19 protein-coding genes are annotated in these 20,737 nt (G+C 68.8%); 5 read left to right on the top strand and 14 right to left on the bottom strand.

Annotation, left to right across the window (positions count from 1 at the left end; all coding sequences use genetic code 11):
* Positions 1 to 26 precede the first annotated feature (26 nt).
* The 8 genes from AB0P21_RS36365 to ffh form a co-directional block, all read right to left on the bottom strand.
* Positions 27 to 1,163, bottom strand: coding sequence for a S1 family peptidase (locus tag AB0P21_RS36365; protein ID WP_363703093.1), 1,137 nt, complete (start codon positions 1,161 to 1,163; stop codon positions 27 to 29).
* A 156-nt stretch (positions 1,164 to 1,319) separates the two neighbouring features.
* The gene (locus AB0P21_RS36360; RefSeq protein WP_363703091.1) at positions 1,320 to 1,958 is read right to left on the bottom strand and encodes a response regulator transcription factor; all 639 of its coding nucleotides are present in this window, start codon (positions 1,956 to 1,958) and stop codon (positions 1,320 to 1,322) included.
* Positions 1,949 to 3,181: a histidine kinase gene (locus AB0P21_RS36355; RefSeq protein WP_363703089.1), complete on the bottom strand. Its 1,233-nt coding sequence runs from the start codon at positions 3,179 to 3,181 to the stop codon at positions 1,949 to 1,951. Before AB0P21_RS36355 ends, AB0P21_RS36360 begins: the two co-directional genes overlap by 10 nt.
* 128 nt (positions 3,182 to 3,309) lie before the next feature.
* Positions 3,310 to 4,698 (bottom strand): N-acetylmuramoyl-L-alanine amidase, encoded by a 1,389-nt coding sequence (locus AB0P21_RS36350; protein ID WP_363703087.1) that lies wholly within the window; start codon positions 4,696 to 4,698, stop codon positions 3,310 to 3,312.
* A 184-nt stretch (positions 4,699 to 4,882) separates the two neighbouring features.
* A complete protein-coding gene (locus tag AB0P21_RS36345) occupies positions 4,883 to 5,977 on the bottom strand; it encodes an amidohydrolase family protein (protein WP_363703085.1) in 1,095 nt (364 codons plus the stop codon).
* Between the two features lie 24 nt (positions 5,978 to 6,001).
* A complete protein-coding gene (locus AB0P21_RS36340) occupies positions 6,002 to 7,162 on the bottom strand; it encodes a lytic transglycosylase domain-containing protein (protein WP_363703083.1) in 1,161 nt (386 codons plus the stop codon).
* 314 nt (positions 7,163 to 7,476) lie between these two features.
* Positions 7,477 to 8,844 (bottom strand): lytic transglycosylase domain-containing protein, encoded by a 1,368-nt coding sequence (locus AB0P21_RS36335; protein WP_363703081.1) that lies wholly within the window; start codon positions 8,842 to 8,844, stop codon positions 7,477 to 7,479.
* 131 nt (positions 8,845 to 8,975) lie between these two features.
* On the bottom strand, positions 8,976 to 10,535 hold the full coding sequence (gene ffh, locus AB0P21_RS36330) for a signal recognition particle protein (protein ID WP_363703079.1): 1,560 nt from the start codon (positions 10,533 to 10,535) through the stop codon (positions 8,976 to 8,978).
* 168 nt (positions 10,536 to 10,703) lie between these two features.
* Here ffh and AB0P21_RS36325 point away from each other — a divergent pair, with 168 nt between their 5' ends.
* From AB0P21_RS36325 to AB0P21_RS36310, 4 genes are read left to right on the top strand one after another with little or no spacing between them, the layout of a single operon-like run.
* The gene (locus AB0P21_RS36325; RefSeq protein WP_363703077.1) at positions 10,704 to 11,177 is read left to right on the top strand and encodes a hypothetical protein; all 474 of its coding nucleotides are present in this window, start codon (positions 10,704 to 10,706) and stop codon (positions 11,175 to 11,177) included.
* 31 nt (positions 11,178 to 11,208) lie between these two features.
* Entirely contained in the window at positions 11,209 to 11,646 is a 438-nt protein-coding gene (locus AB0P21_RS36320; protein WP_363703075.1) for a hypothetical protein, read from the top strand.
* 3 nt (positions 11,647 to 11,649) lie between these two features.
* Positions 11,650 to 12,750, top strand: a complete 1,101-nt coding sequence (locus tag AB0P21_RS36315) for a hypothetical protein (RefSeq protein WP_363703073.1) — start codon at positions 11,650 to 11,652, stop codon at positions 12,748 to 12,750.
* 45 nt (positions 12,751 to 12,795) lie between these two features.
* Positions 12,796 to 13,686 carry an arginase family protein gene (locus AB0P21_RS36310; RefSeq protein ID WP_363703071.1) on the top strand — a complete coding sequence of 297 codons (891 nt, stop codon included), beginning with the start codon at positions 12,796 to 12,798 and terminating at the stop codon, positions 13,684 to 13,686.
* Between the two features lie 59 nt (positions 13,687 to 13,745).
* Here the strand turns inward: AB0P21_RS36310 and AB0P21_RS36305 are convergent, their stop codons facing one another.
* Both AB0P21_RS36305 and AB0P21_RS36300 read right to left on the bottom strand, forming a co-directional pair.
* Entirely contained in the window at positions 13,746 to 14,258 is a 513-nt protein-coding gene (locus AB0P21_RS36305) for a hypothetical protein (protein ID WP_363703069.1), read from the bottom strand.
* Between the two features lie 110 nt (positions 14,259 to 14,368).
* Entirely contained in the window at positions 14,369 to 14,950 is a 582-nt protein-coding gene (locus AB0P21_RS36300; protein WP_363703068.1) for a TetR/AcrR family transcriptional regulator, read from the bottom strand.
* Positions 14,951 to 15,054: 104 nt separating this feature from the next.
* On the opposite strand from AB0P21_RS36300, the gene AB0P21_RS36295 reads away from it, so the two are divergent.
* Complete coding sequence (locus tag AB0P21_RS36295; RefSeq protein ID WP_363703066.1) at positions 15,055 to 15,627, top strand: hypothetical protein; 573 nt, start codon at positions 15,055 to 15,057, stop codon at positions 15,625 to 15,627.
* Here the strand turns inward: AB0P21_RS36295 and AB0P21_RS36290 are convergent.
* Genes AB0P21_RS36290 through AB0P21_RS36275 form a run of 4 tightly spaced genes read right to left on the bottom strand, consistent with a single transcriptional unit; the run spans position 15,542 to position 20,551 of the window.
* Positions 15,542 to 16,582 carry a DUF2332 domain-containing protein gene (locus tag AB0P21_RS36290; protein WP_363703064.1) on the bottom strand — a complete coding sequence of 347 codons (1,041 nt, stop codon included), beginning with the start codon at positions 16,580 to 16,582 and terminating at the stop codon, positions 15,542 to 15,544. The two genes, AB0P21_RS36295 and AB0P21_RS36290, sit on opposite strands and share 86 nt — an antisense overlap.
* 10 nt (positions 16,583 to 16,592) lie before the next feature.
* Entirely contained in the window at positions 16,593 to 18,860 is a 2,268-nt protein-coding gene (locus tag AB0P21_RS36285; protein WP_363703062.1) for a [protein-PII] uridylyltransferase, read from the bottom strand.
* Positions 18,861 to 19,199 carry a P-II family nitrogen regulator gene (locus tag AB0P21_RS36280; RefSeq protein WP_270137562.1) on the bottom strand — a complete coding sequence of 113 codons (339 nt, stop codon included), beginning with the start codon at positions 19,197 to 19,199 and terminating at the stop codon, positions 18,861 to 18,863.
* Positions 19,196 to 20,551: an ammonium transporter gene (locus AB0P21_RS36275; RefSeq protein ID WP_363703059.1), complete on the bottom strand. Its 1,356-nt coding sequence runs from the start codon at positions 20,549 to 20,551 to the stop codon at positions 19,196 to 19,198. The genes AB0P21_RS36280 and AB0P21_RS36275 overlap by 4 nt, the downstream gene beginning before the upstream one ends.
* Positions 20,552 to 20,737 lie beyond the last annotated feature (186 nt).

Raw genomic sequence — 20,737 nt, 5'->3', positions numbered from 1 at the left:
CCTCGGGGTGGGCCCGGCTTCTCATGTCAGGCAGTGTGCAGGCTCAACCCGTAGGCGCCGAGGATCTCGTTGATCGGCTGGAACCAGGTCTGGCCGCCGCTGCTGCAGTTGCCCCAGCCACCCGACGTCACGCCCTGGGCCTGGTCGCCGGTGATGAAGGAACCACCCGAGTCGCCGCCCTCGGCGCACACGCTGGTCTTGGTCGCTCCGTAGAACAGCTGGCCGTTGCCGTAGTTCACGGTCTCGTTCTTGCCCTGGATCGCGCCGCAGCGCCAGTGGGTCGTCGACCCGCTCCGGCAGACCGACGAACCGATCGGGGCCTCCCAGGAGCCGCGGACCAGCTGGTCGCTGACCTGACCCCAGCCGAGCACTACCGGCACGGTCCACCAGCCGCTGTCGACCTGGACCCAGGCGTAGTCGTTACCGGGGAAGGACGAGCCGCGGAAGACTCCTTGGTTCGAGCCGTCCCAGCCACGCGTCCTGGCGCCGGCGCCGGAGCAGTGCCCGGCCGTGACGTACCCGCCGTGCACGGAGAAGCCGATCGAGCAGCGGACGTTGCCGGTGTAGTACGGGTCTCCCCCGACGGTGCCGGCGGCGAAGGTCTGCGGCGCCTGCGCAGCGACCTCCTGGACAGTCACCGCTCCAGCCTTGGCCACCTTCGCCACGAAGGCGTCGACGGCCGCAGAACGCTTACCTGCTTGGACACTCACGACAACGCTGCCGGTCTTCGGGTCAGCCGTCCAGCCACTCACTGCAGCCGGAACCGCCTTCCCCGCCAGCTTGTTGACCGCAGCCTGCCGCTGGTCGAGCTGCTTCGCAGTAGCCGGTACTACGGACGCCTCAGCACCAGTAGCCCGTACTGCGACCGCTGCGGCCGAGGTGGTCACACCGACCACCAGCTTCTGCCGCGCAGCGTCGTACCAGGTGCCGCCGAAGGCAGCTCCCGCAGCGCGCTGTGCAGCCGGGACAAGCTTGGTGGCGGCGAGCTCGGACTTGAGACGTTCCTTGGCCTGCTGCTCGGTCAGACCGAAGTCGGCCTGCATGGCAGCCAACTGACCCGGTACTGCGTGCCGCTGGTCAGCCTGGTCGGGGGTGGCCGCGATGGCCTGGGTCGGGACGGCAACCGCGCTCGCGACGAGCACGGCGACAGCTAGAACCTTCATGGGGTCTTCCTCACCTTGGGGCGGAAAAGGCGGTGAGAGCGCTCTCGAAACTGAGAGTGGCTTGATGGACACGTGGCGTCAAGAGCTGATGCCGACGTTGTCAACCTTTCGTCGAACCGGCAACCGCTATCCCCGCTGCGAGCTGTCCGGAAGCGGTCAGATCCCGAGGTGGGCCAGCACGGCCAGCACCCGGCGATGCCCCGATTCGGTCGGCGGCAGGTCGAGCTTGAGGAAGACGTTGCCGACGTGCTTATGGACGGCGCCTTCGCTGATGACGAGCTTCTCCCCGATCGCGGTGTTACCGAGGCCCTCGGCCATCAACGCGAGCACCTCGCGTTCCCTGGGCGTCAGGCGCTCCAGCGGGTCGCTGCGCTTCACCATCAGCTGGCTGACGACCTCGGGGTCGAGAACCGTCCCGCCGGCCGCGACCCGGCGTACGGCCTCCATGAACTCATCGACCCGGGAGACCCGGTCCTTGAGCAGGTAGCCGACCCCCTCGGTCCCGGCGGCCAGCAGTTCGGCGGCGTACACCTCCTCGACGTACTGCGAGAAGACGAGCACCGGGAAGCCCGGTCGGAGCCTGCGGGCCTCGATCGCCGCCCGAAGTCCCTCGTCGGTGAAGGTCGGTGGCAGCCGCACGTCGACCACCGCGATGTCCGGCTGATGCTCAGCCACAGCCTTGGCGAACTCGTCGGCGTTACCGGCGACAGCTGCCACCTCGAAGCCCGAGTTGCCCAGCAGCAGGCCGAGGCCCTCGGCAAGGATCGGGTTGTCCTCCAGGATCACTACGCGCACGGCAGGATCACCTCAACCGTCGTCGGGCCGCCAATGGGGCTCTGCAGCTCTATCTGACCGTCGATCGCTTCCACCCGGTGCACCATGCCATGCAGCCCGCTCCCCCGGCCCAGCAGGTCCGCCTGCTCGTTGACCCGGGCACCGCCGATACCGTCGTCGGTGATGGCCAGGTAGAGCTTCGGGCCGCGCCGCTCGAGCAGTAGGTCGACATGGCCGGCGGCGGAGTGCTTGGTGATGTTGGTCAGGGATTCCGCGACCACGAAGTACGCAGCGGCTTCTACTGCGGCCGGTACTGCGCCGAGCTCACCTACCCGGAGCTCCACCGGAATCGGGCTGCGGGCGGACAGGGCCGACACCGCACCAGCCAGGCCGCGGTCAGCCAGGATCGGCGGGTACATGGTTCGCAGTACGCCGCGGAGCTCGGTCATCGCCTGCTCTGCGCCGTCCCTGGCGTCGTCGAGGATCTTGGCGGCCTTCTCGGGATCTGCCGCCATCGTCTGCTTGGCAAGGCCGATCCGCATCGCCAGCGAGACCAGCTGGGCCTGCGTGCCGTCGTGCAGGTCCCGCTCGATCCGGCGCAGCTCGGCACCGTGCGAGTCGACCGCACCGGCCCTGGTCCGGGTCAGCTCCGCCACTCGCTCGTTGAGGAGGGCCGTCTCCAGTTGCGCGGCACTGGGCGCGAGTACGCCGAGGGTCAGCCGGGCGTGCCAGCGTGCGGTAGCCGGCGCCACCCAGCCGAGCAGGCCGAGGCCCACCAGGATCTGCGCTGGACCGAAGACGAGTGCCTTCCACCAACTGTCGACCGGTACGCCGAACAGCGTGAAGCCTCCCGGGTCCAGCGGCCACAACACCATGGCAAGCACCGCAGACGGCGCAGCGAACACGGCGCAGACCGCGATGACCAGCTCGGCTATCACCAGCGGGGGCAGCAGCAGGAGACTCGTACTGCGCCAGAACGACTTGTCCTTGAACAGGGTGACCACATCACCGGACTGGCGGGCCAAGGCATCGGGTAGTGGCGTGGCCGCCGGCTGCTGCAGGTAGCGCGCCGCGCGGTCGCGCTCGCTGTTGGCGAGCTTGACCAGCCCCGCCGTCGCGTCGGGGATCAGCCAGCCCAGCAGCAGCCCGAGCGGAGTCGCCGCGAGCAGCACGATCCCCCTGAGGTACCGGATGAACAGGTAGCCGCAGGCCGGGACACCCCGGGCCAGGATCTTCGTGAGCATCGCAGGAGCCTTTCCGTCGTCGTCATTATCGATCCTGACGGAACGGGCGGGCTACGTCGGTACAGCAGGCTCTACTGTTGCCGGTGGCCCGGGACCCACCGCGACGGGATCCCGGACCGCCGACGCGCTCAGCAGACCGGTACGCCGGGGAGCTTCGGGTTCGGGTCGGCGATGTAGATGTTGGACATGTAGCCGCCCTGGTCGCGCAGCTTGGCCCACCAGTTGTTGCTGGTGCCCTCGGCGTTCACCGTGTCGCCCTGCTTCTGGCAGGTGACGAACACCTGGGTCGGGCCGGCCAGGGTGGCGACGATCGAGGCGGTCAGCTGCGGGGCGCTCCGCACCCGGACGCCGCTGCCGTAGGTAGTGAAGTTGTAGGTCGGCGGGTTCGGGTTACCGCCGTTCACCAACTGCATGTAGTAGGTCCAGTTCCAGTTCGGACCGGGGTCCGTGTGGGTCTGGTTCGGCAGCTCGGAGTGACCTCTGATGTGCGCGCGGTCCTTCGGGATGCCGCGCCGGTCGGCGATGTTCCTGACCACTGCCGCCGATGAGCGGTACATCGCGTCGGTGAACCAGGACGGCTGGTCCACGAAGCCCTCGTGCTCGAGGCCGATCGTGTACGGGTTCTGCGACCCGACGTGCCAGGCGGTGTCCTTCTCGGCCACCATCTGGGTGACCTGACCGTCGCTGGACCGGAGTACGTAGTGCGCGCTCACCTGGGCCGAGGCGTTCTTGAACCAGCTGATGGTGCCGGCGTACGAGCCCTGGGTGACGTGGATGACGATGGTGGAGATGGCCTGCGTCCGGCCGACCCGGTAGTTGGACGTGCTGGCCGCGCTCCAGATCGCACCCGGGAAGTCGACCGCCTGGGTCGAGGTCGGGCTCTTGACGCCGAGCGGAGCGACCTTGGCGTAGGCACCGCGGTTCGGGGTGACCGCCTTGGGCGCCAGACCCACCGCGCCGACACCGGCGCCGATGATCCGGTAGACCTCGTCGGTGTAGAGCCGGCCGGTCGGGGCGTCGGCGGAGTGCGAGTACTGCGCGATGACGCTGTACCACTGGGCGACGTCCTTGCGGGACTCCCCCGTCAGGCCCGCCTGGTCGGCGTACGAGTCGAGGACGGCGGCGGCGCCGGTGATGTTGGCGGCCGAGTCCTTGGCGAGCTTCTCGACCGGCAGGCCGGTCAGCTTGGCCGCCTCGGACATCGTCGGGTTCTGCGGGTTGCTGACCAGGTGCATCAGGCCGTAGCCGTTGTCCTGGCTGGGCTGGCCGTCGTGACCGTCCAGGTGGGACTCGGCGTAGCCGATCCCGACCAGCACCTCCCGCGGTACGTCGTACGTAGTGCTGGCGGTCTTGAAGGCCTGCGCCAGATCGCCTGGCACGGCAGAGCCGGTCTGCGGGGCGGCCTGCTCGGGAGCTGGGGCGGCAGTGCTGGGGAGCGCGCCGCTCAGCGCGATGGCGCCGGCGGCGGCTGTGGCGAGCAGCGCGGTCAGTCTGGGCACTCGGGCGGTCTTACCCATGGGGGTTCGTTCCTTCCCTTGCGACGTCCGCCGCGCCTCCCGCGGCGTCCGTCCCACCGAGGGGCGTCGGCAGGTGCGATCACCGTAGGGCACTTTCTTCCGCATCGACCAGTAGTTACGTGAATTTTTCCCGGTCACCGGGTGAAATTGTCCGGTTACTGCCATCATCCTGGCAGTTTCGGAGTCAGGGACGGTAGACGCGACCGCGCAGAACGATGAACTCGGGGTGAGCCAGGACCGTGGGATCGGCCCGCGGGTCCTCGGCGTAGACGACGAGGTCGGCCGGGTTGCCTGGTGACAGGTCGGCGGGAGCGCCCAGCCAGCTGCGGGCGGCCCAGGAGCCGGCGGCGAGGGCCTGCTCGCCGGACATGCCGATGGTGGTGAGCGCCTGGATCTCCTCGGCGATCAGGCCGTGCCCGAGGACACCACCCGCATCCGTCCCCGCATAGACCGGTACTCCGGCGTCGACGGCGGAGCGCAGGGTGTCGAGGCGACGGGCGTAGAGGTCACGCATGTGGTCGGCGTACCGGGGGAACTTGCCGGCGGCCTGGTCGGCGTACTGCGGGAAGTTCTCGAGCTGGATGATCGTCGGGACGAGGGCGACTCCGCGGGTTGCCATCTGATCGAGCAGGTCGGGCTGCAGGCCGGTGCCGTGCTCGATGCAGTCGATCCCCGCTGCCAGCAGGTCGGGCAGAGCGTGCTCGCCGAACACGTGGGCCGTCACGCGGGCGCCCAGCTCATGGGCTCTGGCGATGGCCGCAGTGAGCGCGTCGAGCGGCCAGCACGGGGTCAGGTCGCCGGCGTCGCGGTCGATCCAGTCCCCCACCAGCTTGACCCAGCCGTCGCCGCGGCGAGCCTCCTGCTCGACGTACGCGACCAGCTCGGCCGGCTCGATCTCCCAGCCGTAGTTGCGGATATAGCGCTTGGAGCGGGCGATGTGGCGGCCGGCCCGGATGATCTTCGGCAGGTCCTCCCGCTCGTCGATCCAGCGGGTGTCGGCGGCCGAGCCCGCGTCGCGGACCAGCAGCGCGCCGGCATCACGGTCGACGACCGCCTGCTGCTCCTGGACGTCCCGCTCGACCGCGCCGTGCTGATCGAGGCCGATGTGGCAGTGGGCGTCGACCAGGCCGGGCACGATCCAGCCGCCCGTGCTGACGGTGGTGACGTCAGTAGTGGCGGGCCGGTCGACGACCAGCCCGCCACTGAGGTGAAGCTCCTGCTGCTCACCGGCCGGCAGAACCGTGCCGGCGAGCCGTAGTACCCCGGCGTTGGTCGTCATACGGCGACCGTAACCGGGAGTGGACTATCCGTGCGAGCCGCTGCCCTGGGTGCAGGGAGTGGGGTTCGTCTCGGCGGCGCAGGGCGAGCCGGACGGGGTCTCGGTCGGGGTGGGCGTATCGGTCGGAGTCGGGGTGGGGGTCGGCGTCGGCGTCGGAGTGGGCGTCGGCGTCGGGGTGGGCGTCGGAGTCGGCGTCGGCCGGTCGGTCGGCGGGTTCGTCGGCCGGGTGGTCGGGCGCTCGGTCGGCGTCGCGATCGGGTCCGGGATCGACGGCCTGCCGGTGGTGACCGGGATCGGCACGCTCGGCTTCGCGGTCGGCGTCACGGTGGTGGTGTCGTCCGGAACCTCCGGCACCTCGCGCGGATCCACGTTCGACTCGACGTTGCCGGTCGGCTTGGGCGTGGCCAGTTTGCCGGTGAGGTTCGGCACCAGGACCGCGCTCTTGCTGTAGACCCGCATCCACCGCAGTACGGTGGCGACGAAGTCCTTGGAGTGCTGGTAACGCAGCAGCGCGGCGACCAGATCGCGCGGGCGCTTCAGGTCGTCACCCTCGGAGCACAGGTAGATCGCCACCGTGGTGACCGAGTCGTAGACGTTGTTCGGGTTGCGGAAGACGTCACCGTTCCCGTCGGCGCCGAACTCGGTCCAGACGCCCGGGATGATCTGCATCGGGCCGACCGCGCGGTCCCAGACGATGTCGGCGTCGTACCGGCCCTTGTCGGTGTCGGCGACCCGGCCGTTCCCGCGGCGGCCGTTCAGCACTGGTCCGAAGAGCTTGCCGCGGGTGGTGCCGGCCACGTCGACGCGACCGCCGGAGGCGTGGTCGGACTCGACTTTGCCGATCCCGGCCAGCAACGGCCAGGTGAGCCCACAGTTGGGGCGGATCACCGCGAGATTCGCGGTGGCCCGGCGATAGGCGGGGAAGACCCCGCGGGGGATGCCGTTCACGGCACCGGGTCGTCCCGGGCGGACCACGGAACGGCCGTCGGTGGCACCCTGCACAGGCACATCGGCCCGGGCAGGTTTGTCCGATCCGATCCGGCCGTCCACTCCTGGACGCTGGGGGACGATCATGGTCAGTTCGTCGAATTCACCGCTGTTCAGACCGGCTCCAGGCGAAGGAGCGACCGGACTGTCCGCCGCGAGCTCGCCGGAGGCACCGGCTCCGCCCGAAGCCACTGTCACGATCGCCCCTACCAGCAGGGGGGCCGTGCACAGTGAAGCGATGATTATTTTGACCCGACGGTTTCCACTACGGGTTAGGCGCATAGTTCCCCCAACGACCCATGCGCCAGAAAGTTACCGAGGGACGACGGAAAGTTACCTGAGCCATGAGCCCAACGGTCCCGGTTCTGCGCCGAACGGGCCTGCGCCACGCTCACCAGGCGGCGGTTCGCCCCGGCTCATCACGAGGGTCGATGGGAAATCTTAACGTTCCCGACCTGTTTTCCGGCCGCTGACGGGCCTCAGAAGGCCCCAGCGGGCCCTCTGGGCGACGCTCAGGCCGGAGTCGTCTCCGAGGCTACCGGAGTGCTCTGCGACGTCGGAGTGGGCGTCGGGGTAGGCGTCGGCGTCTCCTGCGGAGTGGTCGACGGAGGCACGGTGCAGCTCGGGTTCGGCGCCGGGGGCTCGGTCGGCGGCGGGGTCGGCGGCGGCGTCTCGTTCGGACCGCAGGGCGTCGGCGGCGCGGTGGGCGGCGTCGTCGGCGGGGTGGTCGGAGGAGTGGTCGGCGGCGTCGTGGGAGGGGTGGTGGGCGGCGTCGTCGGCGGGGTGGTCGGCGGCGTCGTCGGCATCGTCGGCCGGGTGGGGATGGTGGTCGGCGGGGTGTTCTGCGGCGTCTTCGGCGGCGTCGTGGACGGCTTCGGCGTGGTCGGCTTCGGCGTCGTCGGGTGCGGCGTCGTCGGGACCGGAGTGGTCGCCGGGGTGGTCGGCGGCGTCGTCACCGGAGTGGTGGTGGTCGGCGGCGTCGTCGGGTCGTTCTGGACGTTGCCGTTGTCATCGGCCGGCGGGGTGATCGGGTCGTTCGAGTCCGGGATGTTCACCGTGGTCTGGCTGTAGGTCTGCATCCAGCGCAGCACCTTGGACACGTAGTCCATCGAGTGGTTGTAGCGCAGTACCGCCTGGACCAAGCCCTGCGGATCCTTCAGGTTCGCGCCGCCGGAGCACAGGTAGTCGCCGGCCGCACGGGCCGCGTCGTAGATGTTGTGCGGGTCCTTGACGCCGTCACCGTTGCCGTCGGCACCGAAAGCCTTCCAGGTGCCCGGGATGAACTGCATCGGGCCGACCGCCCGGTCCCACTTGCTGTCGCCGTCGTACGCGCCCTGGTCGGTGTCGCTGATGGCCGCCATTCCGGGGCCGCCGTCGAGCACCGGGCCGAGGATCTTGCCGCGGGTCAGGCCGGCCGTGTCGACCCGGCCGCCGCTCGCGTGGGCGGACTCGATCTTGCCGATACCGGCCAGCAGCGGCCAGGTGATCCCGCAGTTCGGTTGCGCCGCGGCGAGGTCGTTCGCAGCCTTCTGGTACGCCGCCAGCACGGTCCCCGGGATGCCGGAGACATCGCCCGGCGCGCCGGGGGTCGGCTGCTGGACGCTGTCCACCGCTCCGGTGACCGGTACCTCGATCTGGGACTTCTGCTCGGTCGCGATGCTGCCGTCGACGCCGGGAGCGTTCGGGACCTTCTGCGCGAGCTCGTCGAAGACGGAGTCCTGGCGCGGCTGGCTCAGCGCATGGGCGTCGACAATGAACGTGTTCGACGTCACACCACCGGCCACGAACGCGGCGACCAGGACCGTCGGCGGCGCAAGACAGACCCCGACAGCGGTCAACTTGCCCCGCCACGTGTCAAGGTTGCTGAACTGCTGCCTCATCCGAACCGTCCTCACGACTTAGTTCGCAGTACCTGTACCTCGGGCGTAGCAACGATCTTAACGGTCCAGCGGTTCTGGACAAGCGGTAACGGGAAGTCCGATCACCCGGTGAAGGACTTCCTGACCGAGAGTCACTTGTCGCCGAGCAGCTTCTTCAGGTCGTCCGGCAGCTCGAAGTTGCCGCCCGCGGCGCCGCCGCCGAAGGCCGCCGGGAGCTGGCCGGCAGCCGGGGCGGCCGGCTCGCTCTGGGCCGGGTTGCCGCGCTTGGCCGGGTTGCCGGAGCCACGCTTCGGCTTGGTCTTCTTGGCCTGCTGCTTGCCCTTCTTGCCGCCGCTCATACCCGGCATCCCGGGCATTCCCGGCATCCCTGGCATGCCCTTGCCGGACGCCATCGCGGACATCATCTTGCGGGCCTCGAAGAACCGCTCGACCAGGCCGCTGACGGTGGCCACCTCGGTACCGGAGCCGTTCGCGATCCGGAGCCGGCGGGAGCCGTTGATGATGTTCGGGTCGGTCCGCTCGGCCGGGGTCATCGAGTGGATGACGGCCTCGATCCGGTCGATCTCGCGCTCGTCGAAGTTCTCCAGCTGGTCCTTGAACTGGGCCGCGCCGGGCAGCATGCCGAAGATCTTGGTCAGCGGGCCCATCTTGCGCACCGACTGCATCTGGGCGAGGAAGTCGTCCAGGGTGAAGTCCTTGCCGCCCTTCTTCTGCAGCTTGGCGGCGGTCTTGGCCGCCTCCTCGGCGTCGAAGGACTGCTCGGCCTTCTCGATCAGGCTCATCACGTCGCCCATGCCGAGGATGCGGGACGCCATCCGGTCGGGGTGGAAGACGTCGAAGTCCTCGAGCTTCTCGCCGTTCGAGGCGAACATCACCTGCCGGCCGGTCACCTTCGCGATCGACAGCGCGGCGCCACCGCGGGCGTCACCGTCGAGCTTGGACAGCACCACGCCGTCGAAGCCGACGCCGTCCAGGAAGGCCTGCGCGGTGACGACCGCGTCCTGGCCGATCATCGCGTCGACGACGAACAGGATCTCGTCCGGGGTGACCGCGTCGCGGATGTCCGCGGCCTGCTTCATCAGCTCCTCGTCGACACCCAGCCGGCCGGCGGTGTCGACGATGACCACGCTGTACTGCTTGGTCTTCGCCTCCGCCATCGCCTGCCGGGCGACCTCGACCGGGTCACCGACGCCGTTGCCCGGCTCCGGCGCATAAACCGGTACGCCGGCCCGCTCGCCGACCACCTGCAGCTGGGTGACCGCGTTCGGCCGCTGCAGGTCCGCGGCGACCAGCATCGGGGTCTGGTGCTTGGTCTCCTTCAGCCACTTCGCCAGCTTGCCTGCCAGGGTGGTCTTACCAGCGCCCTGCAGACCCGCGAGCATGATCACCGTCGGCGGCCGCTTGGCCATCCGCAGCTCACGCGTCTCGCCACCGAGGATCGTGACGAGCTCCTCGTTCACGATCTTGATCACCTGCTGCGCCGGGTTCAGCCCACCGCGCACCTCGGCGCCCGCGGCCCGCTCCTTGACCGCCGCGATGAAGTCCTTCACCACCGGCAGCGCGACATCCGCCTCCAGCAGCGCGATCCGGATCTCCCGCGCGGTCGCGTCGATGTCGGCATCGGTCAGCTTGCCCTTACCGCGCAGATTCTTGAAGGCGGCGGACAGGCGATCAGAAAGCGTGTCGAACACGAGAAACAGTCCGTTTCTTTCGAGAGAGCAGAAGGACCCCGAGCGGGATACCCCCGGGAACCCGGCAACTCATCAAGTCTACCGGCCACCCCCGCCGCTCCCACGCCCACCGGACCGCCCCTCGCTAGTCTGCTGGCGCGATGACAGGACCGACGGAGGTGACCGACCATGCTCGGCGATGAGTTCGGGACGCAGTACATGAAGGCGTTCGACACACTCCAACTCACGGTGATGGAGCACCTGCTCGTCACCCAGCGAGAGTTGCAGACGCTGGCGAGCACGGTGACCGACGACGCGGAACGCGAGCGGGCCTTCGAGAAGGTGCACCGGCTGCCGGAGTACTTCGGCCTGAAGCCGGCCAGCCTGGAACGGCTGGAGGCCGAGATCGTTCTGCAGTCCGCCGACCTGCAGTCGGGGACCCGGGAAGAACGGCTGGCGGCGATCTCGGCGGTCGGCCGGAAGATCCAGGAGATTGCCGACCGCGCCGGCGACGACGCTCACCAGATCCGGTACATGACTCGACGCCTCGACGCGATGGAACGCGACATCGAGTTCAGCAACTACCTTCCCTGGAGCGACGACTACGACCAGGGACCGCCTGCGGGACCTGCTGATCGATATCGTGAGGCCGGACCCGCCTGATCGGTAGGGGTAGGCGACTCGAGAGGCTTCGATGGACTTCAACGGGTTCAATATCGAGTACCAGGCGGTCCGCGCGCGGCTTCGCTCCGAGACGTCCCCTGACGTCGAGAGCGCTCAGCAGTACTTGCGGGAGCTTGCTGCCGGACTGCCCGCCGGCAACGACCAGCAGGTCGCTTCCCGATTGATCGACGGCCTTCCCGTTGCGATTCTTCCGCCGCCACCGCCGAGCCGCGACATGCTAGAGGCGCGCGAGTTGCTCAACGAGGCCGACTTCAGCCGCGGTACGACCCAGGAGCGGGTCGCCGAGATCGATCGGGTCCGGAAGAAGATCTGGGCCATCGCAGATCGCGGGGCCACCGACAGCGCCGCGATTCGCGGTCTCACCCGCTCTCTCGACAGAACGGAAGAAGATCTTGTCGAGGGCTTTCCCTGGGACGACCCGACGCCTGACCAGCCGGCCGGAACCTGAGTCGTGGCGAGCAACGAGGGCATGCTGCGAATCGAGCCTTCGTCCCCGGCGTACCAGGAGGTCGCGCGGCTGTACCGAATCGCCCAGGATCTGCATCCGGGCGGGTTGGACCGCTGGAACGGCGAGCTGTACGCACGCTTCGACGACAAGTGGGGCGGCCTCAGCCGAGACGGCACCCTGAGACTCAACCAGGACCTCGTACTCCGGCAGCTCACCGGCGGCCGACTCAGCGACAGACCGGATCTGCAGGCGCAGGCGCTGGCCACGGTGCTGCACGAGTCCCGGCATGCCCGGGCGGAGTTCGACGCGCCCAACGAGCCGAACGCCTTGCGGCAACCGCGATCCGTCGACCTTGACGAGGGCCTCGTCGAGCTCAGCACGATGGAGGACTTCGCGACGTTCGCGCAGCAGGCCGGATACGACGCCGTCCCGCAGCCGACGCCGGAGTACCCCGGTGCGGTGCACGCCGCCGACGCGCTGCTGGACCGGGCGTCCGGCCCGGCCGGACGGACGCAGACGCTGACCGAGCTCATCGACCAGCCGGTCATGATGCGCTGGGACGCCGTCGCCGACAGATTGGTGCAGAACGAACTCGCCGACGTCGTACCGCCGGATCCCGCTCACCAGCAGGCAGCCCGAGCCCATCTCGTCAACAAGATGGCGGTCGAGAGTTGGGAAGGCCTACGCGACCGCCCGGACGGCGGTTCCACGGTTGCCGCACTGACCAACGCCGGCCTGGATGAAGGCGTCCAGGACCTTCGTGAGCACTACCGGAGCTCACCCGAGACTCCGCACCCCGCGAGAAGCCCCAATCCCCACGCTCAGGCCGCGGTGAAAACCGAGCACTCGCCCGAGCAGGCCCGCGTCGGCGCGCGGGGGCAAGAACAGACGGTTGATCTCAGTAAGTTGCCGCCGCCGGATGCTGCTACTCGGGTTGATTCGCCTGGGCAGCAGACCGGGGACATGCGGTTCCTGAGTGGGCAAGCGCCGGCGGCGCAGGCGACTCGGCATGCGCCGGTGTTGGGTGACGGGGCCCGCGGGGCGGGGGCGCCGCAGGTGGCTGGGGTTGGGCGGCGGGTGCCTGGGGAGCGTGGGCGGGACTAGGATCTCCTAACCGAAGATCAGATGATTATTGGTTAGGTGGGGATCGTGGCCGGTAGCAGAGTGGTGTTGGACGGACCGTCGAATCTTGGCCTCAGGCCGCCGGTGGCGGGAGCGGTGCCTGGGTGTTACAAGTTGGCGGGGGCGCTGCGGGATCAGGGGTTCCTGGCGAGGATTCGCGCCGAGGACGGTGGGTGCGTGACGCCGCCGCGGTACGACCGGGGTGACTGGAAGCCTGGGGACGGAGTCTTCAACGCGGCCGCGATGGCGCAGTACACGGTGAAGCTCGCCGACCGGATCGGGAAGCTGGTCGATGACGGCAAGTTCGTCGTACTGCTGGGCGGGGAGTGCAGCAATCTGCTGGGGCCGGCCGTTGCCTTGAAGCGGCGAGGACGATACGGGGTTGTCTATCTGGACGGGCACTCCGACCTGCGGACCGTGGACAACGACCAGTACGTCGGGGCCGCGGGCGGCGAGGCGCTCGCCTTGGTGACCGGGCGCGGGCAGGACGATCTCACCGATCTGGACGGACTCAAGCCCTACGTGCGAGACGCCGATGCGGTGATGCTCGGCTATCGCGAGGACGAGGCGTATCTGGAGACGATGCGCGAGGCGGGCATCCGGGACTGGTCGGCGCTGGCGGTGATCGAGGATCCGGCGGGGGCGGCGGCCGGAGTACTGGAGCACCTCAGAAGCGACGAGCTGGACGGCTTCTGGGTGCACCTGGATGTGGACATCCTCGACGCCGAGGTGATGCCGGCGGTCGACAGTCCCGATCCGGGCGGGCTGCAGCACGAGCACCTTCGCGAGCTGCTCAAGCCGCTGCTGGCTTCGCCGAAGTGCGTCGGGTTCGACATCGGCATCTTCGATCCGGATCTCGATCCGGACGGCCGGTACGCCGCCGAGCTCACCGACACCTTGGTCGATGCGCTGAGCTGACGAGAAAGGGCACTGCCGGCCGGAGTGGCCGTCCGGCCGGCAGTGGGTCCAGTGGCCCGTCAGCTGAACGAGACGGGGATGTAGACGTCGCCAGTACGGTCGCTCGCCGCGAAGTGGTCGCGGCGGCTGACGATCGCGCAGGTGATGTCCGGGTCGCTGCAGTCCAGGCCGGAGTTCACCTTCTTGATCCGGAGCTGCGCGGTGAAGGTGCCGTTGGCCGCGATCGGGTACGCCGCGCTGCCGCCGAGCGGGTTGTTGGTCACCCAGGCCGACGGGCCGACCGTCGTACCGCCCTGACCGTCGCCACCTGCGCACGGACTGGGCTTGGTGCCGTAGCTGTAGTCGGACGGTACGGCGCACAGCGCCACGTAGTACCCCTGGGCGGGGTTGTAGCCAGTGCCGGTCACGGTGATTGTTTCGCCGGCGGCGGCCAGGCCGGTCGCGTTCGAGGCGGTCAGGGTCTTGCCGAGGTTGCTCGCACTGCCGGGTGCGGCAGAGGCTGGGGTGACCAGGCCGACAGCCAGCACGGTAGCGGTGGCGACGGTCAGGATGATCCGGCGGAGCTTGGTCATCTGGGCGGAGATCCTCTCTCACGACTTAGGTTAGGTTTACCTAAGTTCTCCTGCTCAGACTAAGGGTTACCTAAGTACTACGGGAAGTGGGATGCCTCACTCCCCCGAGGTCAGCGCGGCGTGAGCCCGGCGAAGGCGAGCTCCAGGATCAGGTCGAGCTGCTCCACCGACACCGGCCGGGTGTGCAGCAGGAATCGGTAATACAGGGGCGCGTAGAGCAGCTCGACGATGTCCGCCGCGGCGACGTCGTCCCGGACCTGACCCGCCTGCTGGGCCACCTTCAACCGGTTGGCGCAGTGCTCGACGCGGGGCTGGACGATGAAGTCGACGATCGCCTTGGCGATGTCCGGATCGCTCTGGGCCGCCGCGATCAGCCCGCTGTTGTACCCGGCGGAGACCGGATCGTTGAACACCTCGACGACCTGCGTCATCTGATCGCGCAGGTCAGCGACGATGTCGCCGGTGTCGGGGAAGTCGTCGCTGGCCCGGGCCCGGTCCCGCAGCGCCTCGAGCAGGATCGCCGCCTTCGACGGCCACCAGCGGTAGATCGTCTGCTTGCCCACGCCGGCCCGTTTGGCGATGCCCTCCATCGTCACCTTGGCGAAGTTCTGCTCCTGGCACAGCTCCAGCGCCGCGGTCAGGATCGCCTGGCGGGATCGCTCGTTCCGCCGGTCCGGATTCGGTTCAGCCATGCCTCGATCTTACACAAGACGAGACGGCCCGTCTTGACAGCGCATCCACCGCCTCTTAACTTTGGAACGAGACGAGACGTCTCGTCAACCAAAAGGAGGCCGTCGTGTCCGCAACACCGACTCGCACCGCCGCCACCGGCTTCGCGGTCTTCGGCAGCCTGCTGATCGCGATCCAGGTCCAGCACCACGTCTGGTCCTCCCCACTGGACGCAGACCTCCTCATCCGGGCCCTGATCGGCCTGGTGATCGGCGTCTTCTATCTCGTGTACTGCGCTGACCGGGCCCCAGGCTGGATCGCCGGCGTTCTCCAGTTCTCCGGCCTGCTCTGGGTGGCGACGCTGTTCGCCCCGCGCTCCCTATCCCCGCAGCAGCTCCCAGACGTCCTCATCCCCCGTCTGCTCATCGCGTTGCTCCTGATCGCACTCGGCTTCGCCGTCAACCAGCGAAGGCAACTGCCGCGCCGGGCCGGACACGCCGCCTTCGCGCTCGCCGTGCTCAACCTCGCGCTGGTCCCCTCGCCAGGCGACCGGCGCCCCGTCGCGACGATCAGCCTGGCCCTGCTCTGGACCCTCTGGGCCGTCACCGTGCGGCTTACTCCCAGTACGCCGGCGTCCCATGCGGCTCGGCGGTACCGAGGATCCGCGGCACTCCCCCAGGCCAGACCTGCAACACGATGAGGAACTCCGACTTGTCCTCCGGCGTACGGCGCATCGGCTCCAGGCACAGGTGCGCCAGCGGAGCCGTCTCGGTCGCCTTGGCGCCCAGTGCCGCGATCAGGGCGTCCCCGGCCGTCTGCTCCTCCGGTGAGAGGTACTGCCACATCACCGAGTGCCAGATGACCGTGACATGGCCCTCCGACAGCTCCAGGTTCCGCAGGAACGACAGCGCATCCTCACGCCTTACGTCGGCCGGCACCTTCCGCGCGACCTCCAGTGCGCCCCGCAACCGATCCAGACGGGCAGTCATGTCCGGCCACACGTACGACGTCAGCGTGAGTGCCCCGTCCTCACTGAGCGGGTTCACCGGAGCAATGTCGCTGCCGACCCGCTCGGCGATCCGCAGAGTCCCGGGGACGACAGGACGCCCGGACCACGCTTCCTCCAGCACCACTGGGCTGTCCGCCACCCCGACAAAGGACCCGTCCGCCAGGTTGTAGCGGAAGTGGTCGGCCCGCAGGTTGAGCCCGCCACTCGCACCGATCTCGAACAACCGCACGGGAAGCGGCACCACCTCCGCCAGCCGCAGCAGTCCGCCGTACAGGGCAGTACTGCGACCAACCTCGTTCGTCTGGGGCGCCTGGGTCAGCAGGTTGCGCAGCTCGGGTCCACGCGAGACCAGTACCTGCTCGAACGCCTCCCACCCCAGTACTGCGTCCCACTCGCCACCCACGCTCGGGTAGAACGCAGCCAGCTCAGGCGCCGCCCCCGACAGCACCAGCCGATGTACTGCGCCCAGCAACCGCAACGCGATCGCCGCATCCGCGGGTGCTGACTCAAAGCCCGCCAGCACCCGGGTGGACGACCCACCCAACTCGTAGTCGTCCACCAGCCGCCGCAACACGTCGGCGTACATCGGTGAGCCCAGTTCCTCGCAAGCCGCGGCCTGCCACTGCAGTGCTGCTACAAGATCCACCCGACCGACACTAGAAGGTCAGACGATCCAATATCGACTTGGCCGTCGTGCGGGCGTCCTCGTCCTCCAGCGGCGAGCCGTTGCTGTCAGTCAGGTAGAACACGTCCACGCACTCCGCGCCAAGAGTGCTGACGTGCGCCGACCTCACGTCCGCTCCAGTTGCGGCTATCGCGGCAGTGACGTCGTAAAGCAGTCCCGGCCGGTCATGTGCCCGCACCTGCAGCACAGTGGCCGTTTCTGATGCCTCTAGCAACAAGTCGACTCTGCTGGCAGCACTCTTCCCGCGGACGGCCGACTGGTCGCGCGCGGCCAACCGGCGGGCCAGATCGCTGTCGTCGCGCAGAGCCACAGCAAGCCGGTCCCGCAACCGCACCGGGTCCGGCGCCGAGCCGGCCACCGACCACTGCGAGATCCCCAGCCCGTCGACCGACGTAACAACAGCAGCCCGTACTGCGAGCCGCTCCACCGCCAGTACTCCGGCAACAGTCGACAGCGTCCCCACCTGGTCGGGCACAGCCACGTTGACCCGCACATCACCCCGGTGGTCCGACACAGTCACACCAAGGCGTCCCACGCCAACCACCTGGTGCAGCTCAGGCACGGGGATCGGCGGCGCATCGGTCCACAGACCTGCCCCTCCCCCAGCCAGCTCACCACGCACGCGTCGAGCCAGCTCACCCACCAACCGCAGCCGCCACGGCGATGCGGCCGCAGGACCGGCAGCGCGCGCATCGGCGTACGTGAGAGCTTCGAGCAGGTCCAGCGTCTCGGTGTCACCCACGATGCCCGCGACGAGATCCACGGTCATCGGGTCATCCAGGTCGCGCCTGGTCGCCACCTGAGCCAGTACCAGGTGCTGCCGGACCAGCAGCGTGATCGTGTCCACGTCAGCTTCCGGGAAGCCGAGCCTGCGAGCCAGGGAGGTCGCGATGACAGCCCCCGTAACGCTGTGATCGCCTTCGACCCCCTTGCCCAGGTCGTGGATCAACGCGGCGATCAGCAGCAGGTCGGGACGCCGTACGTCGCGGACCATCTTCGAGGCTTCGACACAGGTCTCCAGCAGGTGCCGGTCGACCGTGTAGCGATGCACCGCCGACTGCGGCGGGCGGAACCGGACCAGGTCCCACTCCGGCATGATCCGCGTGATGTACCCGGCCTGGTCCAGCGCTTCCCAGACCTCAAGCAGCCCTGTCCCCGCTCCAAGGAGCGCGCATAGCAGTCGCCGAGCCTCGGCGGGCCAGGGCTCCGGCAGTAGCGCGGCAGAGCTCGCCAATCGCCCACAGACCGCAGGCGACAGCACTAGCTCTCTGTCAGCCGCGACAGCCGCAGCACGGAGTCCCAGAGCCGCATCACGCTCCGGGCGGGCATCAGGCATCAGGACGACCTCGCCCTCGTGCTGCCCAACTCCCTCGTCCAGTGCCAGCAGCAACGGCCCACCAGTGCGGTTACGGCGTCGCGAGCGAGGCGGACGGGCCATCAGGCTCTCGATCCGCCGCCACGACACGTCACACACGTGCGCCAACGTCCTGCCGGTCGAATAGATGTGTCGCAGCAGGGCGTCGCGATCCGGCAGTCCGAGCCCGGCAGCAACCTCGCCGGCCACGTCTGCGACCACCCGGTCGGTTGCCCGGCCAGCAACGGAGTGCAGCTCGTCCCTGATGTTCAGCAGGTCCAGCCGGGCCCGCTCCACCACCGGGTGCGGTACGTCGATCAGCCAGGAGGCAACCAGGGCACGCAGTACGACGGCGTCACGCAGTCCGCCGTACGCCTCCTTGAGGTCAGGCTCGGCAAGGTGCGCCATCTCCCCCACGGTGTTCGCGCGGTCGCGGCACGCCTCGGCCAGGGCGGGCAGCCGTGTCTTCGCAGTACGGCGCCAGTCGGCCATCAGCACCGACCGCAGCTGCAGTGTGAGGTGCGAGTCGCCCGCCACGTGCCGTGCGTCCAGCAGCCCCAGCGCGACCCGTACGTCGTCCGCGGCGGCGCTCTGGGCTTCCGAGACCGTCCGGACGCTGTGGTCCAGCTTGGTCCGCGAATCCCACAGCGGGTACCAGATCTGGGCAGCCAATTCGTCGAGCTTCGGATACCCCTCCGTGTGCAGCAGCATCACGTCGAGATCGCTGTACGGCGAGAGCTCCTCCCGGCCGTAGCCGCCGACGGCGACCAGGGCGACGCCCTCGGTGGGAACACCGAGGGCGTCGCATGCCTTGGAGAGGAGCAGGAACAGCAGCGCGTCGGCCTCTTCGGCACGCGCGCGCCGCTGTGCTGCTCGGTCCACCATCTAGAGGGCGTCTCCGTCGGTCTCGCCCGTCCGGACCCGCACGATCGACTCGACCGGAACGACCCAGACCTTGCCGTCGCCGATCTTGCCGGTCTGCGCGGCCTTGACGATCACGTCCACCACGTCGGCGCCGTCACCGTCCTCGACCACGACCTCGAGCCGGACCTTCGGCACCAGGTCCACCTCGTACTCCGCGCCCCGGTAGACCTCGGTGTGGCCCTTCTGCCGGCCGTAGCCGCTCGCCTCGGTGACCGTCATCCCGGTCACCCCGAACGTCTCCAGCGCGGCCCGGACGTCTTCCAGCTTGTGCGGCTTGACCACCGCGGTGATCAGCTTCATACCTTCGCACCTTCCTTCTCGGCCGGGTCGGTCTCGACCTCGGCGTCATCCTTGACCACAGGGGTGCGGATCACGGCAGCGCCCCGCAGGCCGGAGCCCGCGGCCAGGAAGTCGTACGCCGTCTCGGCGTGCTCCGCCTGGTCGATTCCGGCGACCTCGTCGTCCTCCTTGAGCCGGAAGCCGATCGTCAGGTCGATCAGCTTGGCCAGGATGAAGGCGACCACGAAGGAGTAGACGCCGACGATCAGGTTGGCCAGCGCCTGCCGGCCGAGCTGGTCGACACCGCCGCCGTAGAACAGGCCGTCCACCGCCGACGGCGCCGCCGCCGAGCCGAGGAAGCCGATCCCGAGCGAGCCGACCAGACCGCCGACCAGGTGCACGCCGACCACGTCGAGCGAGTCGTCGAAGCCCAGCTTGTACTTCAGCGAGACCGCGAAGGCGCAGATGCCACCGGCAACGAGGCCGAGGATCAGCGAACCGATCGGGGTGAGCGCGCCACAGGCCGGGGTGATCGCGACCAGACCGGCGATCGCGCCGGAGGCCATTCCCAGCGTGGTGGCCTTGCCGTGCCGGATCCGCTCGATGATCAGCCAGCCGACCACCGCGGCGGCGGTGGCCGCCTGGGTGTTCACGAAGGTGACGGCGGCCGTCGTACCGGCGCTCAGCGCGGAGCCCGCGTTGAAGCCGAACCAGCCGAACCACAGCAGTCCGGCGCCGAGCACCACCAGCGGCAGGCTGTGCGGCCGCATCGGGTCCTTGCGCCAGCCGACCCGGCGGCCCAGCACGATCGCCAGGGCGAGCGCTGCCGCACCGGCGTTCACGTGCACCGCGGTGCCACCGGCGAAGTCGATCGCCTTGATCCCGGTCCCGATGAACCCACCGGGGTTGTCACCGTCGAGGAACCAGACCGAGTGCGCGACCGGGAAGTAGACCAGCGAGGTCCACAGCGCCACGAACACGATCCAGCCGCGGAACGTCGCCCGGTCGGCGATGGCGCCCGAGATCAGGGCCGGCGTGATGATCGCGAACATCAGCTGGAAGACCACATAGGCCAAGGTCGGGATCGTGCCGGTCACCGCCTCGGGGGCGATCAGGCCCTTGAGCCCGACGAGTGAGAAGTTGCCGATCACTCCGCCGTTGTCACCGCCGAAGGTGAGCGAGTAACCGACCACGATCCACAACACAGTGACGACGGCGATGGTGATGGCGCTCATCATCATCATGTTCAGCACGCTCTTGACGCGCACCATTCCGCCGTAGAAGAAAGCCAGGCCCGGTGTCATCAAGAACACCAGGGCGGCACTGACCAGAACCCAGGCGGTATCGCCGGCGTTGATCTCCATCAACGTCATCCCTTCCATCGATCTGGGGGTGGCCGGCCTCCTCAGTCGGGGAGCTCCACAGCACCGGGGAACCCGCGCACGGCCACACCGCAAACGGTGTCGGCGCGCCGTTTCAACCGATCGGTCCTGATGTTTCCGGGATGTGACAAAGCACTTCCTTAAGTGACATCGACGTGACATCGCCCACTTTGTGGC

The sequence above is a fragment of the Kribbella sp. NPDC056861 genome (assembly GCF_040687575.1).
In the GTDB taxonomy this organism is placed as follows: Bacteria; Actinomycetota; Actinomycetes; order Propionibacteriales; family Kribbellaceae; genus Kribbella.
This window is presented reverse-complemented; position numbering and strand designations above follow the sequence as displayed.